Source organism: Betaproteobacteria bacterium (genome assembly GCA_016720855.1).
Classification (GTDB): domain Bacteria; phylum Pseudomonadota; class Gammaproteobacteria; order Burkholderiales; family Usitatibacteraceae; genus FEB-7.
Genome location: JADKJU010000002.1, coordinates 562,287 through 581,458 on the forward strand (window position 1 = coordinate 562,287; position 19,172 = coordinate 581,458).

Consider the following 19,172-nt stretch of genomic DNA (forward strand, 5'->3'; position numbering starts at 1 on the left):
TCGGCATGCGCGCCCGTTTCATTTCCTTGACGAGAGCCCGCATCACGGCCTGACCCTCGAAAACTCGACCGCGAACGTCTGTTTCTCCACCGCCTGGAAGTAGGTGCCCTGCAGTCGGTCGGTTGCCGCGTCGTATTGCAGCCTGTAGGTCGACCCGGGGTAGTTGACGTCGCGCAGTTCCACGAACACGGCCATCCGGCCGTTCGTCCTGCTCGCTTCAGCCCGGAACACCTTGATCGGCCGGGGGTTGAAGTAGGTGGCCGAGGCGCGGCCGTCCTTTCCGATCTCGCGCAATTCGAGGACATAGCCGCCATCCGATCGCCTCCAGCGCCCTTCCAGGCGCTGAAAATCCGCGTCCTTCGGCGACTGCATCCCCGGACCCGCCGTCTCGGACGCCATGACCTGCGCCACCGGCATCGCCGTGATGCCGATCGTGGCAAGGCCCAGGAAGAGCAGGCGCATCCGCGTCATCTGCGGCTTTCGATCGGCCGGTTGATGATCAACGGCGCCTTGACTGCATCCATCACGAGTGAAACGGGCAACCCGTTCTGGAGCAACTGCGTCATGGCGTGCAGGTACTTGCGGATGTGGCGGAAGAATTTCTTGTGCCCCGCGCACAGGTAATGAAGCCCCGCCTGGCCGTCATGCGTGGTGAGGAAGCGGTGCTTGGGGCATCCCCCCTGGCACGCGGCCAGCACCTCGCACTCCCTGCACGAGCGCGGCAGCGCCGTCTCCTTGGTCACGCCGAACCCGGATTGGAGCGATTTCTCCACCATGCCCGGCAGCGTGTCGGCCAGGATGTTGCCCAGCCGGTACTGCGGATAGACCGAGTGGTCGCAGGCATAGACGTCGCCGTTGTGCTCCATCACGAGCGAGCGGCCGCACTGCTTCGCATGGACGCAGACGGCCGCCGGATTGCCGATCCACGAATTGAGCGCCCACTCGAAGTTCATGACGAAGACCTTGCCCACGTCGAGGCGGACCCATTCCTCGAAGATGGCGATGAGGAAGTCGCCGTAGGGTTCCGGCTGCACCGACCACGGCGTGACTTCGGCCTGCACTTCCTTCCTGTCCAGCGCCGCAGGGGCGGCCAGGCGCAGGCCCAGCTTTGCGCTGCTTGCATCCGGGGGGCGCTCGACGATCGGGATGAACTGGATGAACTCCACGCCCGCCTCGCGGAAGAAGCGGTAGACCTCGAGCGGCCTGGCTGCCGTGTCATGGGCCACGCAAGCCAGCACGTTGTATTCGACCCGGTGCTTCTGCAGGAGCTTCAGCCCGCGCGTTGTTTCCTCGAAGGTCCCCAGGCCCTTGCGGGTCTTGCGATAGCGGTCATGGATCTCCTGCGGACCGTCGAGGCTGATCCCGACCATGAACTCGTGATGCTTGAGGAAGGCGCACCACTCGTCGTCGAGCAGCACGCCGTTGGTCTGCAGGGAATTGCGGATCGTCTTTCGCTTCAGGTACGGCTTCTGCAGCTCGATGACCCGCCGGAAGAAGTCCAGCCCCAGCAGGGTGGGTTCCCCTCCCTGCCAGACGAACTCGACGACGGGTGTGGGCTGCGCCGAGACGTAGCTTTCGATGAAGGCGCGAAGGACCTCGTCGGACATCCGGTACGAGTCCTTCGCGGCGAACAGCGCCTTCTTCTCCAGGTAGAAGCAGTACTCGCAATCGAGGTTGCACGCCGGGCCGATGGGTTTGGCGACGACGTGCAATCCCTGCGCTGCACCAGAGGCCTGCGGCACGGGGCCCTCCATGACCTTCATGCCGATTGCTTTCGAGCCAGGGTCAATCCTTGGTCTTCATCGCCGCTTCCATCTTCTTGATGTCGGCGGGCGACAACTGCGGCCGGTCGAGCTTGACCGTCAGCTTGTCGAGCCTGGCAGTCAGGGTGAACGGCGGCTTGTAGTCGGCGTCGTTCACGCCGGTGAGCGTGTCGGAGCCGATGTCGAAGCTCTCGTCCCACTGCAGGATCATCGGCAGGGTCTTGGGCATGGTCCTGGTGGCGACGACCTTGCCGTCGACCTTGAGCGTGCCCGTTCCGGGGCGGCCGACGCCACTGAAGTTGTTGTAGGTCAGCGTGCCCGCGCCCAGGCCGTCGTACTTGAAGTCGAACTCGACGGTGTGCTTGCCGGCCGTGAGCGCGTCCGGGCCTTCCCACTTGATTCGCTCCAGGTCGACCATGTTCCACAGCCACACCGGCTTGCCCTTGAGCAGGTAGAAGCCGTAGCCGGCGAACCGGCCACCCGAGGTGAGGATCATGCCCTCGGCGCCGCCCTGCGGCACCTCGATTTCCGCCGTGACGGTATAGGAGGTGTTCAGCAGCAGCGGAGAATCACCCTGCGGCAGGCCGACCATCGGCCGCGTATAGACGAACTCGCTGCGCCCGGCGGTGATGTTGGGCCGCGGTGCCACGATGCGCGCGGCCACCGATGCGTCCATCGGGAACACATGGTGCTGTTTCGCCTCGGCGATGAATTTCTGCTTCATCGCCTTGACCCTCTGCGGGTCCTTCGCCGCGAGGTCGTTGGTCTGGCTGAAGTCGGTGTTCAGGTCAAAGAGTTCGAGCACCTGGTTGTTCAGCGGGTCGGCATTCGCCGGGCCCGAAACCTCCCAAGGTGCACGGTTGACCTTGGTGCTGAGGAACCAGCCGTCCTGGTACAGCGCCCACTGGCCGAACATCTCGAAATACTGGGTCTTGTGGCGCGTTGCGACCTTGGCGTTGGTCGCGTCGAAGGTGTAGGCGAAGCTCGTGCCTTCGATCGGCGCCTGCCTGATGCCATCCACCATCTCGGGCGCGCGGATGCCGGCCGCCTCGAGGATCGTCGGCACGACGTCGATCACGTGCACGAATTGCTCGCGCAGGCCGCCCTTGTCCTTGATGCGCGCCGGCCACGACACCACCATGTTCTGGTTGACGCCGCCCAGTTGCGAGGCGTTCTGCTTGAACCACGAGAACGGCGTGTCGAAGGCCCAGGCCCAGCCGGCCGACATGTGGTTGTAGGTCTGCTCGGTGCCCCACACGTCGTAGAACTTCATCTGCACCTCGGCGGGCAGCTGGTTCACGCCGTTGAAAAACGCCACCTCGTTCGGCGTGCCCAGCGGCCCACCCTCGGCGCTGGTGCCGTTGTCGCCGTTGATGTAGATGACGAGCGTGTTGTCGAGCCGGCCCAGGTCCTGGAAGCTCTGGATCACGCGCCCGATCTCGTGGTCGTTGTAGGCGGCGTAGGCGGCGAAGATCTCGACCTGGCGGATGAAGAGCTTCTTCTCGTCGGCGCTCAACTGAGCCCACGGCTTCAGCATTTGCGAAGGCCATGGCGCGAGCTTCGTGTCCTTGGGGATCACGCCGAGCCGCTTCTGGTTCTCGAAGATGCGCTCGCGCACCTTCTCGTAGCCGTCGTCGAACAGCTTCATCTTGGCGATCTTGTCCACCCACTCCCTGGTCGGGTGGTGCGGCGCGTGCGTGGCGCCCGGCGCGTACTTGATGAAGAGCGGCTTGCCCGGCTGGATCTGGTGCATGCGCGTCATGTAGTCGATGGCGTCATCCGCCATGCCGGTGACGAGATTCCAGCCCGGCTTGCCCTCGAACGGATAGATCTGCGTCGTGTTGCGGAACAGGTTCGGCTGCCACTGGTTGGCGTCGCCGCCGTTGAAGCCGTAGAAATACTCGAATCCCATGCCGGTCGGCCAGAGGTCGAATGGCCCGGCCTGGCTGGCGGTGAAAGTCGGCGTGTTGTGATTCTTGCCGAACCACGAGGTGGCGTAGCCGTTGTCCCTGAGGATGCGGCCGATGGTGGCCTTGTCCTTGGCGATGATGCTGTTGTAGCCGGGGTAGCCGGTCGACTGCTCGGACACGACGCCGAAGCCGGCCGAGTGGTGGTTGCGGCCGGTGATCAGCGCGGCACGCGTGGGCGAGCACAGCGCCGTCGAGAACATGCGGTTGTAGCGCAGGCCTTCGTTCGCGATGCGGTCCATCGCCGGCGTCGGGATCACGCCACCGAAGGTGCTGGGCACGCCGAAGCCGGCGTCGTCCGTGATGATCAGCAGCACGTTGGGGGCGTCCTTGGGCGGCGTGATGCGCGGCGCCCACCACGGCTTGGATTGCAATGCACCTTCCTTGATCACGCCGCCGAACTTCGGGTCGGGCGCGGGAAGCTGCTTGCCGCTGATGGTCGTCGTGGCGCTGGGCGCGCCCGCCACGCCGGTAACCGTCTGCGCGCGGGATGCCGTCGTACCCAATGCCGCGATCGCGGCGACCAGCACGGCGATGGTGTGCCTCTTCATGGTGAGCTCCTTAGTCATTTCGGAAACATGAACTGGACCTGCGCACGCAACTGCCAGTTGGCGGCGCTATCCGGCTTCACGACGTTGTAGTAGGCGCCTATCTGCATGTTCACGGGCAGCCTGCCGAAGTGGAAGATGTGGCCGATGCCGCCGCCGAGCGGGACGGTCCATTTCTCGCCGTTGTCGGCCTTCCAGTTGACCGTGACGACGGGGGAAGTCGTGAGGTACGTCCCGCCCGGCAGGTTGTAGTTCAGGAAGGGCTGGATGAGGCCGTTATTGTACGACGGGGAACTGCTGCTGCCGAGCGACCAGACGTTGTTCACGAGCACCCCGTAGACCCACGGGTCGCCCTTCTCGAGCCGCAACACCACGACCGAGGGGCCGAGCCCCCAGTTCTTGTTGCCCAGCTCGTCGTTGCTGTGCGTGGGCAGTTGCGCGATCGCGCCCGCGCCCCAGATCACCTTGCCCGGTGCGGCAGGCGACAGGAAAGCCGAGAACTGGACGTCGCCGATGCCGCTGGTGCTGCTGTCGCCCGGGTAGAGCGAGGGCAGCCAGACCGCGGGAATGATCGTGCGGGTGATGATGTTCCAGTCCTTGTCCACCGAGACCGGGATCACGGGCTGGATGTTGAGCACGTTCTGCGTGCCGTCCTGTGGCCCGTAGGCGAAGTTGGTGTTGTTCTGGAATGGCACGCTCACCAGGTTGCCGATCGGGTTCTGCGCGAGCTTCGCCAGTTCCTCCTTCGACAACTCCGCGTGTGCGTGAACGGCGAACAGCGCGCCCAGGGCAAGAGGCGCTACGGCCAGGATCGGTTTCGGCAAGGTCTTCCCCTTCGTTGCCGTGGAAACGGTCCCGGCGCGGCTGGCCGGGACTTCGATTGCGGACTAGCGGCGGTTGCCGTCCGCCGCGAAGCACCCGGCGTTGTCTTCCGAGCACAGGACCACCAGCGTCTGGCGCTTGCCACAGCCCTCGACGCCGATCGTGAACTGCGCACGTTCCGGCCCGCGAAAGCGCGGGTTGCTCACGAGCGGCTCGATATCCTGGGACGAAAGCACGGTGCCCGTGGCCGCGGGGCAGTTCATGTCGAAGCGCGCCCGCGTGAGTGCCGTTTGCATCGCTTGCGACTGCTTGACCTCGGTGAGCGGCGGCTGGGCCGCACAGCCGAACATCAGCGCCATGACAGCGAAACAAAGTGCCTTGCCCGTCAGTTCCTTCATGGTGAATCTCCCGTGTGGATGTATCCGGATCGGCGACGTATGACTGGATTGGCGGCGCGTTCGATCGCCGTCCCGAGGCTCGAGGCGCCGCGGCAAACGCGTCCAGACGCGTCCCGACGCGAATTGTCCATTTACGCGCCCCCGGGCGCTTGACGGTTCATGACAACGCCTTGACAATTCACGACACAGATGTTCAGGGCAGGCAAATGAGCCGCGTTAACCCCGTCCGACGTCGTTCCGGAACGAAGCGGACCGTGCAACGGTCCGTTGCCGAAGGCACGGCTCGCGTCGGGCCGCTGATGGCCATCCCGGCCCTGCTGCACGAGTTCGGCGTCGATCCCGTCGGCTTGCTCTCCGAATTCGACCTCGACCCGGGACATTTCGACGAACCCGAGAATTTCATCTCCTTTTCGACGGGGGGCAGGATACTCGGCCGCTGCGTGGAGCGGACGGGCTGCGCGCATTTCGGACTGCTCGTCGGCCAGCGTGCGGGCCTGTCGGCGCTGGGCGCGTTCGGGTTCCTGATGCAAAGCGCTCCCGACGTGCGCACGGCGCTCAAAGGCCTGGTGGAGCACCTGCGAGTGCAGGACCGTGGCGCGATCGCGACCTTTTCCGAGGAGGGGGCCTACGCGGTACTCGGCTATGCGATTCTCAAGAGCGGGGTGGAGAACTGCGACCAGATCCTCGACCTGGCGCTCGCGATCTTGCTGAACGTCATGCGCGGGTTGTGCGGACAGAACTGGCATCCGACGCAAGCGCACTTCGCGCACCAGCGGCCACATGACGAAGCGTCGTATCGGCATGTCTTTCGGGCCTTGCCCCGCTTCAACGCCGAGCAAACGGCCCTTGTCTTTCCCGTCCGGTGGCTGGATCGGCCCATCCCCAGCGCCGACCCCCTGCTGCACAGGCTGATGGGGGAGCGCGTGAGCGAGTTGGAAAGCCAGATGGGCGAGGATCTCGTCGGCCAGCTGCGCCGCGTACTGCGAACCCTGGTCCCGTCGCCCGGTTGCTCGCTTGCTGTCGTGGCGAAGCGGGTCGGCATGCACGGGCGCACCCTCAATCGCCGCCTGAGTGCCGAGGGCACGAGCTTCCTGCAGCTGAGGGAAGAAGTCCGCTACGAGGCGGCGAGCCAGCTGCTCGAGAACACCCGCACCCCGGCGAACCAGATCGCGATGATGCTCGGCTACACCGACGCCAGCTCGTTCACGCGGGCGTTCAGGCGCTGGTCGGGGATGGGGCCGGCGCAGTGGCGAGCTTCACGCAGCCAGCGGTCGCACTCAGGCTCGCGGGGACGCAAGCGCGCCTGAATCGCGGCCACCCCGCCGGCGGGGCGCTTCCACGCGCCGGCGATCACCGGTGCATCCCGAGCGCCGGTCAAGCCCTGCGGGTTCTGGCGAGCACGGCGTCGCGCACGACCTGGATGTGCGCGCGAAGGTCGTAGTTGTCCTTCGCTTGCAGGATGGACCCCCGGACGCGCGCGGCCTCGTCGTCGATGCGGTCGAGTTCGCGAAGCAGCTCCTCGAGAACGGGAGGCGACTCGCGGTCCTCGATACGGCGCTCGACGAGCCGCAAGTCCGCGTACCACCGGTAGATGCGCTGCCTCGACATCCCCGCGCTCGCCGCGGGCAGCCAACGCACCAGCGGAAACACGACCACGGCGACGGGGATGCCGAGCGTGACGACGCGCTGCAGGAAATCGGCCAGCCACAGCGGCAGGTAGCGGCGCAGGAAGCTCGGGCCGCTGCGCGCGTAGAGCACGGCCTGCTTCGAAACCGGAACGTCGTCGACCTGGATCGTGTGCGGGAACTCGCCCCGCTTGCCGAAGTACCCTTGGCCGCCGTGGATCTCGCGGGCGGCGTCGACGAAGAGGTCGATCACCGTCGGGTGGAGGCCCTCCCGGGCCGCCATCATGGCCGTCGTGCCGATCAGCTCCACGTTTTGGTCGGGGATGTTCCGGACCATGTCGAGAGTGCCCGCGGGCAGGTCCAGGCGCGTGATGTGGGGGAAGCGGCGCGAGTAGGCGTCCGCCCGCTGGAAATCCATGAGCCGGATGCCGGAGTCGAGGAGTGCATCGCGAAATTCCGGCAGGCTCGGGCCTTCGCCCGTGAACAGGGCGTCGACTTCTTCCGCCTTCAAGGCTCGCAGCGCCTCCAGAGTGGAAACGTGGAGCAGCGTCGCGCTGTCCGCGGAAATGCCGTTGGCGGCCAGCAGCGGTGCGATGGCCGTCGCAATGCCGCTTCCGGGAGCGCCGACCGCGATACGCTTGCCCCTGAACTCCGGCAGCCTGGTGATTTCCCGCGGACCGCGATACAGGCACCACACCGGCGCGTAGAGGAGGTTGGACAGGTTGATGATGCCCTTGGTGGCGGACCCTGAGATGGTGCCGGCGACCACGATTGCCGCGTCGACTCCCGACACCGGATCCCGGAGGAGATCAGCGTTCTCGCCTGCGCCGCGGGTGGCGCGCACCTCAACGGTGACGCCATCCCTGGCCAGGATCTCCCGATAGCGCAGGCCGAGGGCATGCAGGGCGCTTTGCTCCGGACCGGCCGCCAGCACGATGCGGCGAGGAGGCATGGGGGTAAGGAACTGCGCGGCCAGCCAGAATGAGGCGGCGAGGAGAACCAATGCCGGAATCGCGATCAGCAGCCGGTCGCGGCGCGACAGGCCGGTCAGCACTTCGAATCGGGAAATCCGTTGCGGCATGGGTTCTGGGGGAGGCAGGGCGGAGGCGGCCGGACCATGATCCCTGCGCGCCGCGCGACGCGTCAACCACAGCCCGGGCTATCGCAAGCGCATTTGCCTGCGCCCACACGCGATGTCGCGAAATGCCGATTCCCTGTCGGCAATCGTCGAGTGGCGGCGCGGCGGAGGTCGCAGAATCACGGGGTCCACGCGAAGGAGAAAAACATGTCCGTGAAACCGCATCTCTCGCGGGCGGCGAGGTTCATTGCGCCGCTCATCGTGCTCTTCGTCTCGGCCCTGCCCCAAGGGGTGGCCGCCCAGCCCGCGGGTATCGATCCGCAGGCGGAAAAGCTGCTCAAGGGTTCGATGGCGTACCTCGGCGGGCTCAAGCAGTTGAGCGTCGAAGCCAGCAATTCCATCGAGGCGGTGCTCAAGAGCGGCCAGAAGATCCAGTTCAACGGCGTGGCCACGCTCTCGCTGCAGCGTCCGAACAAGCTGCGGGCCGAGCGAAAGGCGGACCTGGTGGACCAGGTCTTCTACTACGACGGAAAATCGCTCACGCTGTACAACCCGAAGGACAGGTTCTACGCCACCGTCGCCGCTCCCGGCTCGCTGGACGAGGCGATGGACTTCGCGCGCACCTCCCTCGATATCGTGTCGCCGGGCCAGGACCTGCTGTATGCCGACGCGTACGCGTTCCTCATGAAGAACGTGAACTCGGGGTTCGTGGTGGGAAAAAGCGTGATCGAGGGCGTGCGCTGCGACCACCTGGCCTTCCGGGGCGCCGGGACCGACTTCCAGATCTGGATCCAGGAAGGCAAGCAGCCGCTGCCGCGCAAATTCGTCATCACGACGACGGACGTCGCGGGCTTCCCCCAGTTCTCGGTCGTGATGTCGAAGTGGAACGTGGCGCCGGCGCTGGCAGACAAGACGTTCGCGTTCGTTCCTCCGAAGGGCGCGAAGAAGGTGGAATTCCTCCCCCCGCCCGGCAGTGCGCCCAAAGCCAAGTGAATCCCAGGAGCCTGCGATGAAGATGACCATGAAACCCCTCTTGCTGGCCCTTTCCGTTCCCGTGCTGCTGCTGGCGGACGTCTCGCCGCAAACTGCGTTCGGGCTCGGATTCGTCCGCGATGCCGCGGCCATCATCGGCCGGCCGTTCACCCCGATGTCCTTCGCGGGCGTGGCCCGGCGGACGACATTCCGCTTCGCTGCGGCGGAGACCACGGCGGTGGTGGCCACGAGCGCCGCTGTTGCGACGACCGCCGCTGTCGCGGCTTCTGCATCGGCGCAGCAGTCGGCGGCGGCAGCGCAGCAGTCGGCAGCCGCCGCGAAGGCCGCCGCACCTGCCTCACCCATGCCCGCCGGCGCTCCTCCGCTCGGCTCGATGGTACCCATGCTGCCGGCGGGTTGCGTAACGACCCCCAAGGGCGGCGTCGAGTACTACCACTGCGCCGGCGTGTTCTACCGCCCCGCGTTCCAGAGCAACAATCTCGTCTACGTGGTCGTTCCGCAGCCCTGAGGCGGTTTGGGGGCGTGTTGGCGAGCACGTCCCCGTAATTTCTCCGTGGCGGGCGCCGGTGCCCGGCGCGCAGGCGCGGCTTGCTTTCCGGTGGCGCTACAATGCGCAGAACCTCAAGCGCACCGGAAATCCGCGAACCCCCATGAGCAAGATGAACGGCGCCGACGCCCTCGTGCGCATGCTGCAGCTAAACGGCGTGAAGCACATCTTCGGGCTGTGCGGCGACACGAGCCTGCCGTTCTACGACGCCCTGGCGAGGCTCGACCACGGCATCGATCACATCCTCACGCGCGACGAGCGTAGCGCCGGCTACATGGCGGATGCTTACGCCCGCGTGACGGGCAGGCCCGGCATCTGCGAAGGGCCGAGCGGCGGCGGCGCCACTTATCTGCTGCCCGGAATCGTCGAGGCCAACGAGTCCTCCATCCCGGTGCTCGGCATCACGTCCGATGTCTCGGTGGGGTCACGCGGCAAGTTCCCGCTGACGGAGCTGGACCAGCGCTCGCTCTACCGCCCGCTCACCAAGTGGAACACCACCATCGACCGCGCGGACCAGATTCCCGGCGCGGTGCGAAGCGCCTTTCGCGCCATGACCACCGGCCAGCCGGGCGCCACGCACATCTGCCTGCCCTACGACGTGCAGAAGCACGAGGTGGATTCCGCCGACGTCTGGGCACAGGCGGGACACGCAAGGTTTCCTGCCCAGCGAACTCGCCCGGATCCCGCGGAGGTGGAACGGGCCGCGCAGAAGCTGATCGCGGCGCGCTCTCCCGTGATCATCTGCGGCGGCGGGGTGATCCTGTCGGGCGCCTGCGCGGAACTGGAGGCGCTTGCGACGATGCTCAATGCCCCGGTCTGCACCACCGTGAGCGGCAAGGGAACGCTGGCCGATGCGCACCCGCTCAATGCCGGCGTCGTCGGCACCAATGGCGGCGTGGCCGCCACGCGCGAGGTGGTGATGCAGGCCGACCTCGTGCTCTTCATCGGGGCCCGAGCCGGCTCCACGACGACGGAGCACTGGAAGCATCCCGCGCGCGAGGTGCCCATCATCCACATGGACGTGGATGCCATGACCATCGGCACCAATTACCGCACGGACGCGGCGCTGGTCGGCGATGCGTTGCTCGCCCTCACGGACCTGAACGAGGTGCTGGGCGCGCGCCTCGACCGGCGCCCTCGGGACGCTGCGGACGGCCGCGCCATCGCGGGCCGGGCGCGGGCGAAGAAGCTCGCCGACTTCGCGGCCCTGGCCGCCTCCACCGACGCGCCGATCAAGCCGGAGCGCGTGGTCGATTCCCTCAATCGCCAACTGCCCGCCGGCGCGATCGTCGTGGCCGACCCCGGCACGCCCTGCCCGTACTTCGCCGCGTTCTTCAATGCGCCGCAAGCCGGCCGGCATTTCATCACCAACCGCGCGCACGGGGCGCTGGGCTTCGCGATGTCCGCCGGCGTGGGCGCCTGCTTCGGCCGGCCCGATGCGATGGTGGTGGCCGCGATGGGCGACGGCAGCTTCAACTTCACCTGCGGGGAGCTGGAAACGATCGTGCGCCGCAGCGTGCCGCTCAAGATGATCGTCTTCTCCAACACCGTGTTCGGCTGGATCAAGGCGAGCCAGAAGACGGGATACGGCGAGCGATATTTTTCCGTGGACTTCAACCGCACCGACCACGCGCGCGTGGCGGAGGCTTTCGGGGTCAAGGCATGGCGTGTCGAGAACCCGGTCGATATCGACGCTGCCATCAAGGCGGCCCTCGCGCACGACGGCCCGGCGCTCGTGGACGTGATCTCGCAGCAGTTGCAGGACACCGCCGTTCCCGTGAGCCAGTGGATGGGCTGACTTCGCGCATTCCCCCGAACCAGGAGCCTCGAACCATGACCGCGGAAAGGAACCCGGTACATGTACCCGGTTCGTGAACCGGGTTCATTGACCATGCGACTCGACCATATCGTCATTGCTGTTGCGGACCTGGCCCGCGCCGTGGAGGATTACCGCGCGCTGGGCTTCACGGTGCAGATTGGCGGCCGGCATCCGGGACGCACGTCCCACAACGCCCTCGTGGTGTTCGAGGACGGCGCCTACCTGGAGCTCATTGCGTGGGAAGCGCCGGGCCCCGCCGAACGCTGGTACAACACGCACGCAACGCATGGCGACGGCTTCATGGATTTCGCGTTGGTTCCCGAGGACACGGCAAGCGCGATCGCGGGGGCGAAGGCGCGCGGCCTCGTTCTGGACGGGCCCCTGGACGGTGGGCGCGTTCGGCCCGATGGCCGGCAGGTGAAATGGCAGACCGGCCGTCAGGCGACATTCGATCTTCCCTTCCTGTGCGGCGACATCACGCCGCGCGAGCTGCGCGTGCCCACGGGCGAGGTGCGTTGCCATGCGAACGGAGCGCTGGGCGTGGCGAAGGTGGCCGTGGCGGTAGAGGACCTGAAGGCGTCCCTCCCGCGCTACCGGGCCCTGCTCGGCATCGATCCGGGCAGCGGCGGGCAAGGCGGAATCAGGATCGATTCGCCGGTGCTGTTGCCGAAGAAGGGAATTCGCGCCGCTGTCATCACGTTGGGCGAGACGGCGCTGGTGCTGATGACGCCTTCCGGTTCAGCCACCGCGGACAAGGACCCGGTCGCCCAGGCGTTGCGTGAAAGGCTTGCCTCGCGCGGCGAGGGTCCTTGCGCGATGTCCCTGCGCACGTCGGCCGGGCACAAGGCTTGCACGCTCGATCGCGCGCTCGCCCACGACGCAACGATCGAAATGTTTCCGGTGGGTGATGTCACTTCACGGCAAGGCGCAGCCGGGATCGTCCGGCGCGAAAGTCAGGGAGATTGGTGATGAGACGCATGGCGGCATTCGCAGCAACAACGATACTGGTCCTGTCCGGCGCGATGGCATCGCTCGCGGCGCCGATGCTCGAGCAGGTCGGGGAGTTCCCCGTTCCCGAGGCGAACCAGGGCGTTGGCGTCGACGCGGCGCACTTCTACGCCGTGGACAATTACAGAATCGGAAAGTACGACAAGAAGACCGGCAAGCTGGTGAAGAAATGGCAAGGCGACAAGAAGGGGCCGATCCAGCACCTCGACAGCGCGATGCTCATGGACGGCAAGCTCTACTGCGCGCACTCCAACTATCCCGAGTGGCCCATGACGAGCTCGCTCGAGATCTTCGATGCAGCCACGCTCGACCACGTCGGCACCCACAGCTTCGGCATCCGGTACGGCTCGCTCACCTGGGTGGACTGGCACGACGGCCACTGGTGGATGGTCTTCGCCAACTACGACCGGCTGCTCGGGCCCGGCAAGACGCCGTACGGCCACAAGGCGAACACGGTGATGGTGAAGTTCACGCGTGAATTCCAGCCCCTCGAATCGTGGACGCTGCCCAGGTCGATCCTCGACAAGTTCGAGGACATGAGCAATTCCGGCGGCACGTGGGGTCCGGACGGGTTCCTCTACCTCTCCGGCCACGATCCGGCGGAGCTCTATCGCATGCGCCTGCCGAAGGCCGGAAGCGTGCTCGAGCTGGTGGACGTGATCCCGATGAATATCCGCGGCCAGGGCATCGCCTGGGACCGCACGCAACCGGGCGTCATCTACGGGATCATCCGGGCGACGAAGAAGGAACTGGAGGCGGGCGGCCAGCACAAGGTGACGGTGTTCAAGCTGGGGGAAAGGCCGTAGGCGCGGATCGCGCGGCGACCCGGAAAGGCCCATGACATCCATCGAGGTGAGCGAGAAGCAAGGCGTGCGCACGCTGCACTTCGGCTCGCACCTGGTGCAGGGCGCGATGCGCATCGCGCGCCCCTGGTCGCTCGAGCTCGCGTACACGCGGGACATGATGTTCCCGCTGTTGCTGAACGCGCGCCCGGCGTGGCCGGCGCGCGTGCTCCAGATCGGCCTCGGCTGCGCGTCCGTCACCAAGTTCCTCGATCGCCACTGGCCTGAGGCGAGGATCACCGTCGTGGAGATCCTGCCGGAAGTGGTTGCGGCCGCGCGGCAGTTCTTCAAGCTTCCCGGGGAATCGCAGCGCCTGCGAATCGAGATCGGCGACGGCTGCGATTACGTGGCGGCCAGCCGGCGCAAGTTCGACCTGATCCTCGTGGACGGCTTCGATGCCGAGGGCCGACCGGGCATGCTCGACACCGTGCCCTTCCACCTCAACGTGCGGCAGCGGCTCTCGAGCGGCGGGATGGCTTCGTACAACCTCCTGACCGGCCGCCATGGCCCGGCGAAAAATGTCGAGCGGCTGCGGGAGGCATTCGAGGATCGCGTCCTTGTGCTGCCACATTGCGATGCAGGTAATACGGTGGCGATCGCCGCGTGCGGACCGATTCCCCGCCTGAGTGACGACGACCTGAATGCCGCCGCGCTGCGCCTCAAGTCGAGAACCGGCCTCGATCTGGCGCCGACGGTGGCGCGGATGACGCATGAGCCTTGAGGGCAACGCGGACGCAAATCGACTTGTGGCCGAAGGGGCGCGCGGCTGACCTGGCACGTCGGCCACGTCGTCGCGTGGGTCAACGTGGAACTCACGAAGAACGCCGCCGAGATCGGCTACGCGCGCTATCTCTACGCCGCCAGGAGCGGCTGAGATCAGGAAGCTCCGGGGCCGGCACAATCCCCACCGGTCGAGGAGACAGCCATGCGAAAAGCATTCAAGATCGGATTCATCCTCATTGCCGAGACGATCCGGGATCTCCTGTCGTTCGGGTTGAAGCGGTGGGCCGAACGTTCATTTTCTGAAGCGAAGGAAGCACCCATGATCCCCACTCTTGTCCGCGCCCGTTCCCGCATCGGGGGCGTGGCGGCGGCAGCGATGCTGTCCCTTTTCTCGGCAATGTCCGGCGCGAGCCATGCCGCCAGCCCCGCTGCCGGCAACGCGTCCAAGGCTCGCCCTTCGGCCGCGGTCGCGATGGTCGGCGTGCCCGACTTCGCGCGGATCACGCAGCTCTACGGCCCGGCCGTGGTCAACATCAGCGTGACGGGCATGCGCCAGGTCTCCGCGGGAACCAACGACGACACGGAGGACGATGGGGAGAGCGACGGCGACTCGGCGTCCGACCCGATGCGAGGCTTCCTGCGCCGCTTCCAGCAGCAATTCGGCGGCACGGGCGCGACGATGCAGGTGCCGGTTCGCGGGCAGGGGTCGGGCTTCATCGTGAGCGAGGAAGGCCTGATCCTCACCAACGCGCATGTGGTGGCGGATGCGAGCGAGGTGACCGTCAAGCTCACCGATCGGCGCGAATTCCGTGCGAAGGTCCTGGGCAGCGACCGGAAGACCGACATTGCGGTCCTGAAGATCGAGGCCAGCGAACTGCCCGTGGTGGCGGTGGGGAATCCCGATGACCTGCTCGTGGGCGAGTGGGTCCTCGCCATCGGCTCGCCGTTCGGCTTCGACAACAGCGTCACGGTGGGCGTGGTCAGCGCCAAGGGCCGCACGTTGCCCGACGGCAGCGCCGTGCCCTTCATCCAGACCGATGCCGCGGTGAATCCCGGCAACTCGGGCGGTCCGCTGTTCAACGCTCGCGGCGAAGTGGTCGGCATCAATTCCCAGATCTACAGCCGCACGGGCGGCTACCAGGGGCTGAGCTTTGCGATTCCCATCGACCTGGCACAAGGCGTGCAGCGGCAGATCGTGAGCACCGGAAGGTATACCCATGGTTTCCTGGGTGTTGCCGTGCAGGAGGTGAACCAGGCGTTGGCCGACGCTTTCAAGCTGGCCCGGCCCGCGGGAGCCCTCGTCTACGAAGTGCAGCCGGGAGGTGGCGGCGCCAATGCGGGCCTGCAGGCCGGAGACGTGATACTCCAGGTCGACAGGAAGCCGATCGTCTCCCCCGGCGAGCTGCCGGCCCTGGTGGCGATGTCCCAGCCCGGCCTCCAGATCGAACTCAAGGTGTGGCGAAACGGCGAGTCGCTGCAGCTGACGGCGACGCTCGGTGACTCGAGCCAGGCCCACGAACCCGCGCCGAGCGTTCCGGCCAAGCCCGCGCCAGGACAGCTCGGCATTGCGCTGCGGCCGCTGGACACCGCCGAACAACGCATGGCCGGGGCAGCGGCCGGGTTGATGGTCGAAACCGTGAGCGGCCCTTCCCAGGAGGCCGGCGTGCGGGCCGGCGACGTGATCCTGGCCGTGAACGGCAAGCCGGCTGCGTCGGTCGAGCATTTTCGCGAGGCTGTGAAGGGCGCCGGCAAAGTGGTTGCGCTGCTCATCCAGCGCGAGGGGGAAAAGAGCTACCTGCCCATCCGCGCACCTTGATGGGCGGCCATGTCGCCGGCGCGCCGAGGGACCCGCGAGCCCCGGATCACGCGATGCCCTTGAAAGGCGCTCCCCCGGACCCCAATTGACCAGGACACGGTCGACGGGAACGCACTTTCATGCTGTTCGGAATTCTCGCAGGTGTCGGCCTGCTGGTCGCGGCCTGGATCGCGGCGCAGCCCTGGCTTGCTTCGCTGCGGCGAAAGCGCGTTCGCAACCGGCCTTTCCCGGTGGCATGGCGCGCGATCCTGCGCGAACGCGTGCCTTACGCGCGCCTCCTGCCTGCCGACCTGCAGCGCCAGCTCAGGCAGCACATCCAGGTCTTCGTCGCGGAGAAGAGCTTTGTCGGCTGCGGTGGCATCGTCATCACCGACGAGATTCGCGTCACGATCGCCGCGCAGGCTTGCCTGTTGCTCCTGAATCGCCCGGACCACTACTATCCGCGCCTGCACCAGATCCTCGTCTATCCGGGGCCGTTCATCGTCAATCGCCAGAAGACCGACGGCATCGGCCTCGTCCAGGACGAGAGCCGGGTTCTCACCGGGGAATCCTGGGCGCGCGGGCAGGTGATCCTTTCGTGGCCGGACGTGCTCGAAGGGGCGGCGATCGTGAACGACGGGCGCAACGTGACGATCCACGAGTTCGCCCACCAGATCGACCAGGAAAAGGGCTATGCCAACGGCGCGCCGGACCTCGTCGACTTCCAGCGCTATCCGCGTTGGTCCCGGGTGCTGGGCCAGGAGTACGGCGCGCTGCGCGAGCGGCTTCAGAACCAGGAAGCGAGCGTCCTGGACCCCTACGCCGCCACGGATCCGGCCGAATTCTTCGCGGTCTGCTCCGAGGTCTTCTTCGAGCAGCCGCACCGCATGGCGGCGGAGCATCCGGCGTTGTACGACGAGTTGAGCCGCTTCTACCGCATCGATCCGCTGTCCTGGTAGTGCAGCGGCTGCCTCACCGCGCCCGGCGCAATGACCGCTCGCTGCGAGGGGACGGTCGCCTCGTCACGTCCCACCGATTGGCCGTCACCCGGGTGTGACCGTGAAGCAGGCCTTCCGGACCGGGATATCCCGGAGACTGAAGATGCCGATACGAAGCTTCCAGGGGAACGCGGCGTTTCCTTTGGAGGCCCGTGGTTTCCCGTATCGATGTCCAAGAAGTAGTCTGCCCAATCGGAAGCAGACCCAAATGAGGAGAAATATCGGCAAGCGGGCCGCGGTTGCGATGATGGTCGCGGCAGGTTTGTTCATGGAGGTACCCACGGCATCGGCCGACAAGCAGAGCGCGATGCCCTTCCACGGGGAATATGCATGGTGGCCATGGGCACCTGCCTCTCGTCGCCCAACGGGTTCTACCCCAACCGTGTTGCGATCGAACCGAGCTCGTCCAGCCCCGTCGTCAACCGGGGCATCCTGGCCTTCGAGCGTAACGGGACGGGGAGAGCAAGGGTTACGCAGACCGGGTTGAACGTTCCTCCCGCCGCCTTTTCGTACTCGGGCTCGGCGGAGATTTCATTCGACTTCACGTACGCGGTCATGGACGACGGAACGGTCACGGTCGACATGTTGCTCGCAACCTATTCGGCGACCTATCTCACCGGACCCGCGGCGGGAATGACCGCGGCGTTCGTGACCGATCCTCCGCTATCGCCGTTCTGGAGGTGGTCCGGCATGATCTCGGAGGACAGGAAGACCATGCTTCTCTCCAACGGGGACACGGTCTCGAAAGTCCGCTTGTCCACCAACGCGATCTCGAACGTGATTTGCCAATTCGAGCGCGTACTGGCGCGCCTGGGCCCGGAGAGGGCGCCCCGAAAAGTAGTCATCGCGCCGATGCGTGCGTTGCCCTGCACATGCGCGCGTCGGCCAGGCCGTTCCGCACGGAGCGAGGCTATAGCTCGAACACCGTGCCTTCCATTCCCGGCGTGAGCCGATAGACAGGCTTCCTCTCTTCATTGGCCTGCGCCATCATTCGGTCGATGTCCGCGTCCGTGTGGTCGGGGTCGTGGTGAAACGTCACGAGTTGCTTCACCTCGGTGAGCGTCCCGAAATCCAGCGTCTGGATGAGCGAGCTATGCCCCCAGCCGCAGTGGCCGGGGTACTCGGCGGCGCTGTACTGGCTGTCGTGAATCAGCAAGTCCGCCCCCGCAGCCAGGGTTCCGCCCGAAGTCCATTCCCGCGGCAGGGATGGAAAGCGCAGTGCGGCGAGCGCGGGTTCGTGGTCGGGCAGGTAGGTCAAAACGCTCCCCTCGGGCGCCGTAATGCGGTATCCCACGGTGGGGCCGGGGTGACACACCAACGCGGAACAGACGCGAAATTCCCCGATGTCGGTCTCGCCGCACGGGACTTCATGGAAGACCAGCTTGCAGGGCAATTCGGAAAGATTCACCGGAAATAGGGGGGGCGAAAGGTAGCGCATGAGGCGCGCCTGCAAGCGCAGGGTGGCGCTGCCCGGGCCCCAGATGTGCACTTCCAGGTCGGGCTGGCAGAGCGGGGCGAAAAATCCCAGCCCCTGGATATGATCCATGTGCAGATGCGTCAGCAGGATGTCCACGCGGCGCACGGTTGGCGCAATCGTCGCCGCCAGGCGGCGGATGCCCGTGCCCGCGTCCAGGACCAGCACCGTGCCCGCGTGCCCGACGACACTCACGCACGAGGTGTTTCCCCCGTATCGCGCCATCTCCGGCCCGGGCGTGGCGAGCGAGCCGCGCGTGCCCCACAGGGTGACCCGCATCTCAGACTTCCCAGAAGATCATCTGCGCGCCGAGGAACTGGCGTCCCTCGCCGATGAGCGGAATGGCGGTCATGTTCACGTGCAGCCACTCCCGGTGCCCGCATCGCATCCAAATCGTCCGGGAGTAGGGCTTGCGCTCGGAGATCGCCATCATCGTGGGCCGGTTTTCCTTTGCGATGGGCTTGCGCTCCTCGTCGGCGACCGCGAACAGCTCGCTCCACGCATCGGCGGGCATCTCCCCCGTTTCGTCGAAGCGCTGATCCAGGATCACCTCGGCCGGCTCGTTGTAGAAAACGAGCGTCCCTTCCGTGTCCAGGATGAGGATGGGCATCGCAAGGCTGCTCGCCAGCTGCCGGGCCAGGATGAGCTGTATGGGTTTGGGGGAGGTAATGGCGTTGCTCCTGATTCAGGCGTCGCTCGATCGACGGCGTTCACGCCAGTCGAGCGGCGATGATCGCTTCCGCCCAGGCCGGCGGTCGGTCTGCTGCCGCAC

The 19,172-nt window shown here is 66.4% G+C and carries 19 protein-coding genes; 9 read left to right on the forward strand and 10 right to left on the reverse strand.

The window, feature by feature from the left end:
• Positions 1 to 42 precede the first annotated feature (42 nt).
• The 5 genes from IPP91_09745 to IPP91_09765 form a co-directional block, all read right to left on the reverse strand.
• The gene (locus IPP91_09745) at positions 43 to 471 is read right to left on the reverse strand and encodes a hypothetical protein (GenBank protein ID MBL0142352.1); all 429 of its coding nucleotides are present in this window, start codon (positions 469 to 471) and stop codon (positions 43 to 45) included.
• Positions 468 to 1,754: an anaerobic sulfatase maturase gene (locus tag IPP91_09750; GenBank protein ID MBL0142353.1), complete on the reverse strand. Its 1,287-nt coding sequence runs from the start codon at positions 1,752 to 1,754 to the stop codon at positions 468 to 470. The genes IPP91_09745 and IPP91_09750 overlap by 4 nt, the downstream gene beginning before the upstream one ends.
• Before the next feature lie 31 nt (positions 1,755 to 1,785).
• Positions 1,786 to 4,281: a sulfatase-like hydrolase/transferase gene (locus IPP91_09755; GenBank protein MBL0142354.1), complete on the reverse strand. Its 2,496-nt coding sequence runs from the start codon at positions 4,279 to 4,281 to the stop codon at positions 1,786 to 1,788.
• Between the two features lie 14 nt (positions 4,282 to 4,295).
• Positions 4,296 to 5,066, reverse strand: a complete 771-nt coding sequence (locus tag IPP91_09760) for a neuromedin U (protein MBL0142355.1) — start codon at positions 5,064 to 5,066, stop codon at positions 4,296 to 4,298.
• Positions 5,067 to 5,165: 99 nt separating this feature from the next.
• Positions 5,166 to 5,498, reverse strand: coding sequence for a hypothetical protein (locus tag IPP91_09765; GenBank protein MBL0142356.1), 333 nt, complete (start codon positions 5,496 to 5,498; stop codon positions 5,166 to 5,168).
• Between the two features lie 254 nt (positions 5,499 to 5,752).
• Between IPP91_09765 and IPP91_09770 the strand changes: the two genes are divergently transcribed.
• Positions 5,753 to 6,805 carry an AraC family transcriptional regulator gene (locus tag IPP91_09770; GenBank protein ID MBL0142357.1) on the forward strand — a complete coding sequence of 351 codons (1,053 nt, stop codon included), beginning with the start codon at positions 5,753 to 5,755 and terminating at the stop codon, positions 6,803 to 6,805.
• 67 nt (positions 6,806 to 6,872) lie between these two features.
• On the opposite strand, the gene IPP91_09775 is transcribed toward IPP91_09770, so the two are convergent.
• A complete protein-coding gene (locus IPP91_09775) occupies positions 6,873 to 8,204 on the reverse strand; it encodes a hypothetical protein (protein MBL0142358.1) in 1,332 nt (443 codons plus the stop codon).
• 204 nt (positions 8,205 to 8,408) lie between these two features.
• On the opposite strand from IPP91_09775, the gene IPP91_09780 reads away from it, so the two are divergent.
• The 8 genes from IPP91_09780 (at position 8,409) to IPP91_09815 (ending at position 16,887) form a co-directional block, all read left to right on the forward strand.
• Positions 8,409 to 9,194: a DUF2092 domain-containing protein gene (locus IPP91_09780; GenBank protein MBL0142359.1), complete on the forward strand. Its 786-nt coding sequence runs from the start codon at positions 8,409 to 8,411 to the stop codon at positions 9,192 to 9,194.
• 28 nt (positions 9,195 to 9,222) lie between these two features.
• Positions 9,223 to 9,702, forward strand: a complete 480-nt coding sequence (locus IPP91_09785) for a hypothetical protein (protein MBL0142360.1) — start codon at positions 9,223 to 9,225, stop codon at positions 9,700 to 9,702.
• A gap of 142 nt (positions 9,703 to 9,844) precedes the next feature.
• A complete protein-coding gene (locus IPP91_09790) occupies positions 9,845 to 11,539 on the forward strand; it encodes a thiamine pyrophosphate-binding protein (GenBank protein ID MBL0142361.1) in 1,695 nt (564 codons plus the stop codon).
• Positions 11,540 to 11,626: 87 nt separating this feature from the next.
• Positions 11,627 to 12,529 (forward strand): VOC family protein, encoded by a 903-nt coding sequence (locus IPP91_09795; GenBank protein MBL0142362.1) that lies wholly within the window; start codon positions 11,627 to 11,629, stop codon positions 12,527 to 12,529.
• The gene (locus IPP91_09800) at positions 12,529 to 13,374 is read left to right on the forward strand and encodes a cycloisomerase (protein ID MBL0142363.1); all 846 of its coding nucleotides are present in this window, start codon (positions 12,529 to 12,531) and stop codon (positions 13,372 to 13,374) included. The genes IPP91_09795 and IPP91_09800 overlap by 1 nt, the downstream gene beginning before the upstream one ends.
• A 31-nt stretch (positions 13,375 to 13,405) precedes the next feature.
• Complete coding sequence (locus tag IPP91_09805) at positions 13,406 to 14,131, forward strand: fused MFS/spermidine synthase (protein ID MBL0142364.1); 726 nt, start codon at positions 13,406 to 13,408, stop codon at positions 14,129 to 14,131.
• Between the two features lie 204 nt (positions 14,132 to 14,335).
• Complete coding sequence (locus IPP91_09810) at positions 14,336 to 15,949, forward strand: Do family serine endopeptidase (GenBank protein ID MBL0142365.1); 1,614 nt, start codon at positions 14,336 to 14,338, stop codon at positions 15,947 to 15,949.
• A 119-nt stretch (positions 15,950 to 16,068) separates the two neighbouring features.
• The gene (locus IPP91_09815) at positions 16,069 to 16,887 is read left to right on the forward strand and encodes a zinc-dependent peptidase (protein MBL0142366.1); all 819 of its coding nucleotides are present in this window, start codon (positions 16,069 to 16,071) and stop codon (positions 16,885 to 16,887) included.
• A gap of 410 nt (positions 16,888 to 17,297) precedes the next feature.
• Here the strand turns inward: IPP91_09815 and IPP91_09820 are convergent, their stop codons facing one another.
• The 4 genes from IPP91_09820 to IPP91_09835 all read right to left on the reverse strand — a co-directional run bounded on the left by IPP91_09820 (position 17,298) and on the right by IPP91_09835 (position 19,010).
• Complete coding sequence (locus tag IPP91_09820) at positions 17,298 to 17,510, reverse strand: hypothetical protein (protein ID MBL0142367.1); 213 nt, start codon at positions 17,508 to 17,510, stop codon at positions 17,298 to 17,300.
• A 24-nt stretch (positions 17,511 to 17,534) separates the two neighbouring features.
• On the reverse strand, positions 17,535 to 17,771 hold the full coding sequence (locus IPP91_09825) for a hypothetical protein (GenBank protein MBL0142368.1): 237 nt from the start codon (positions 17,769 to 17,771) through the stop codon (positions 17,535 to 17,537).
• Positions 17,772 to 17,836: 65 nt separating this feature from the next.
• Entirely contained in the window at positions 17,837 to 18,679 is an 843-nt protein-coding gene (locus IPP91_09830) for an MBL fold metallo-hydrolase (GenBank protein MBL0142369.1), read from the reverse strand.
• A 1-nt stretch (position 18,680) separates the two neighbouring features.
• The gene (locus tag IPP91_09835) at positions 18,681 to 19,010 is read right to left on the reverse strand and encodes a PAS domain-containing protein (protein MBL0142370.1); all 330 of its coding nucleotides are present in this window, start codon (positions 19,008 to 19,010) and stop codon (positions 18,681 to 18,683) included.
• Positions 19,011 to 19,172: the final 162 nt, after the last annotated feature.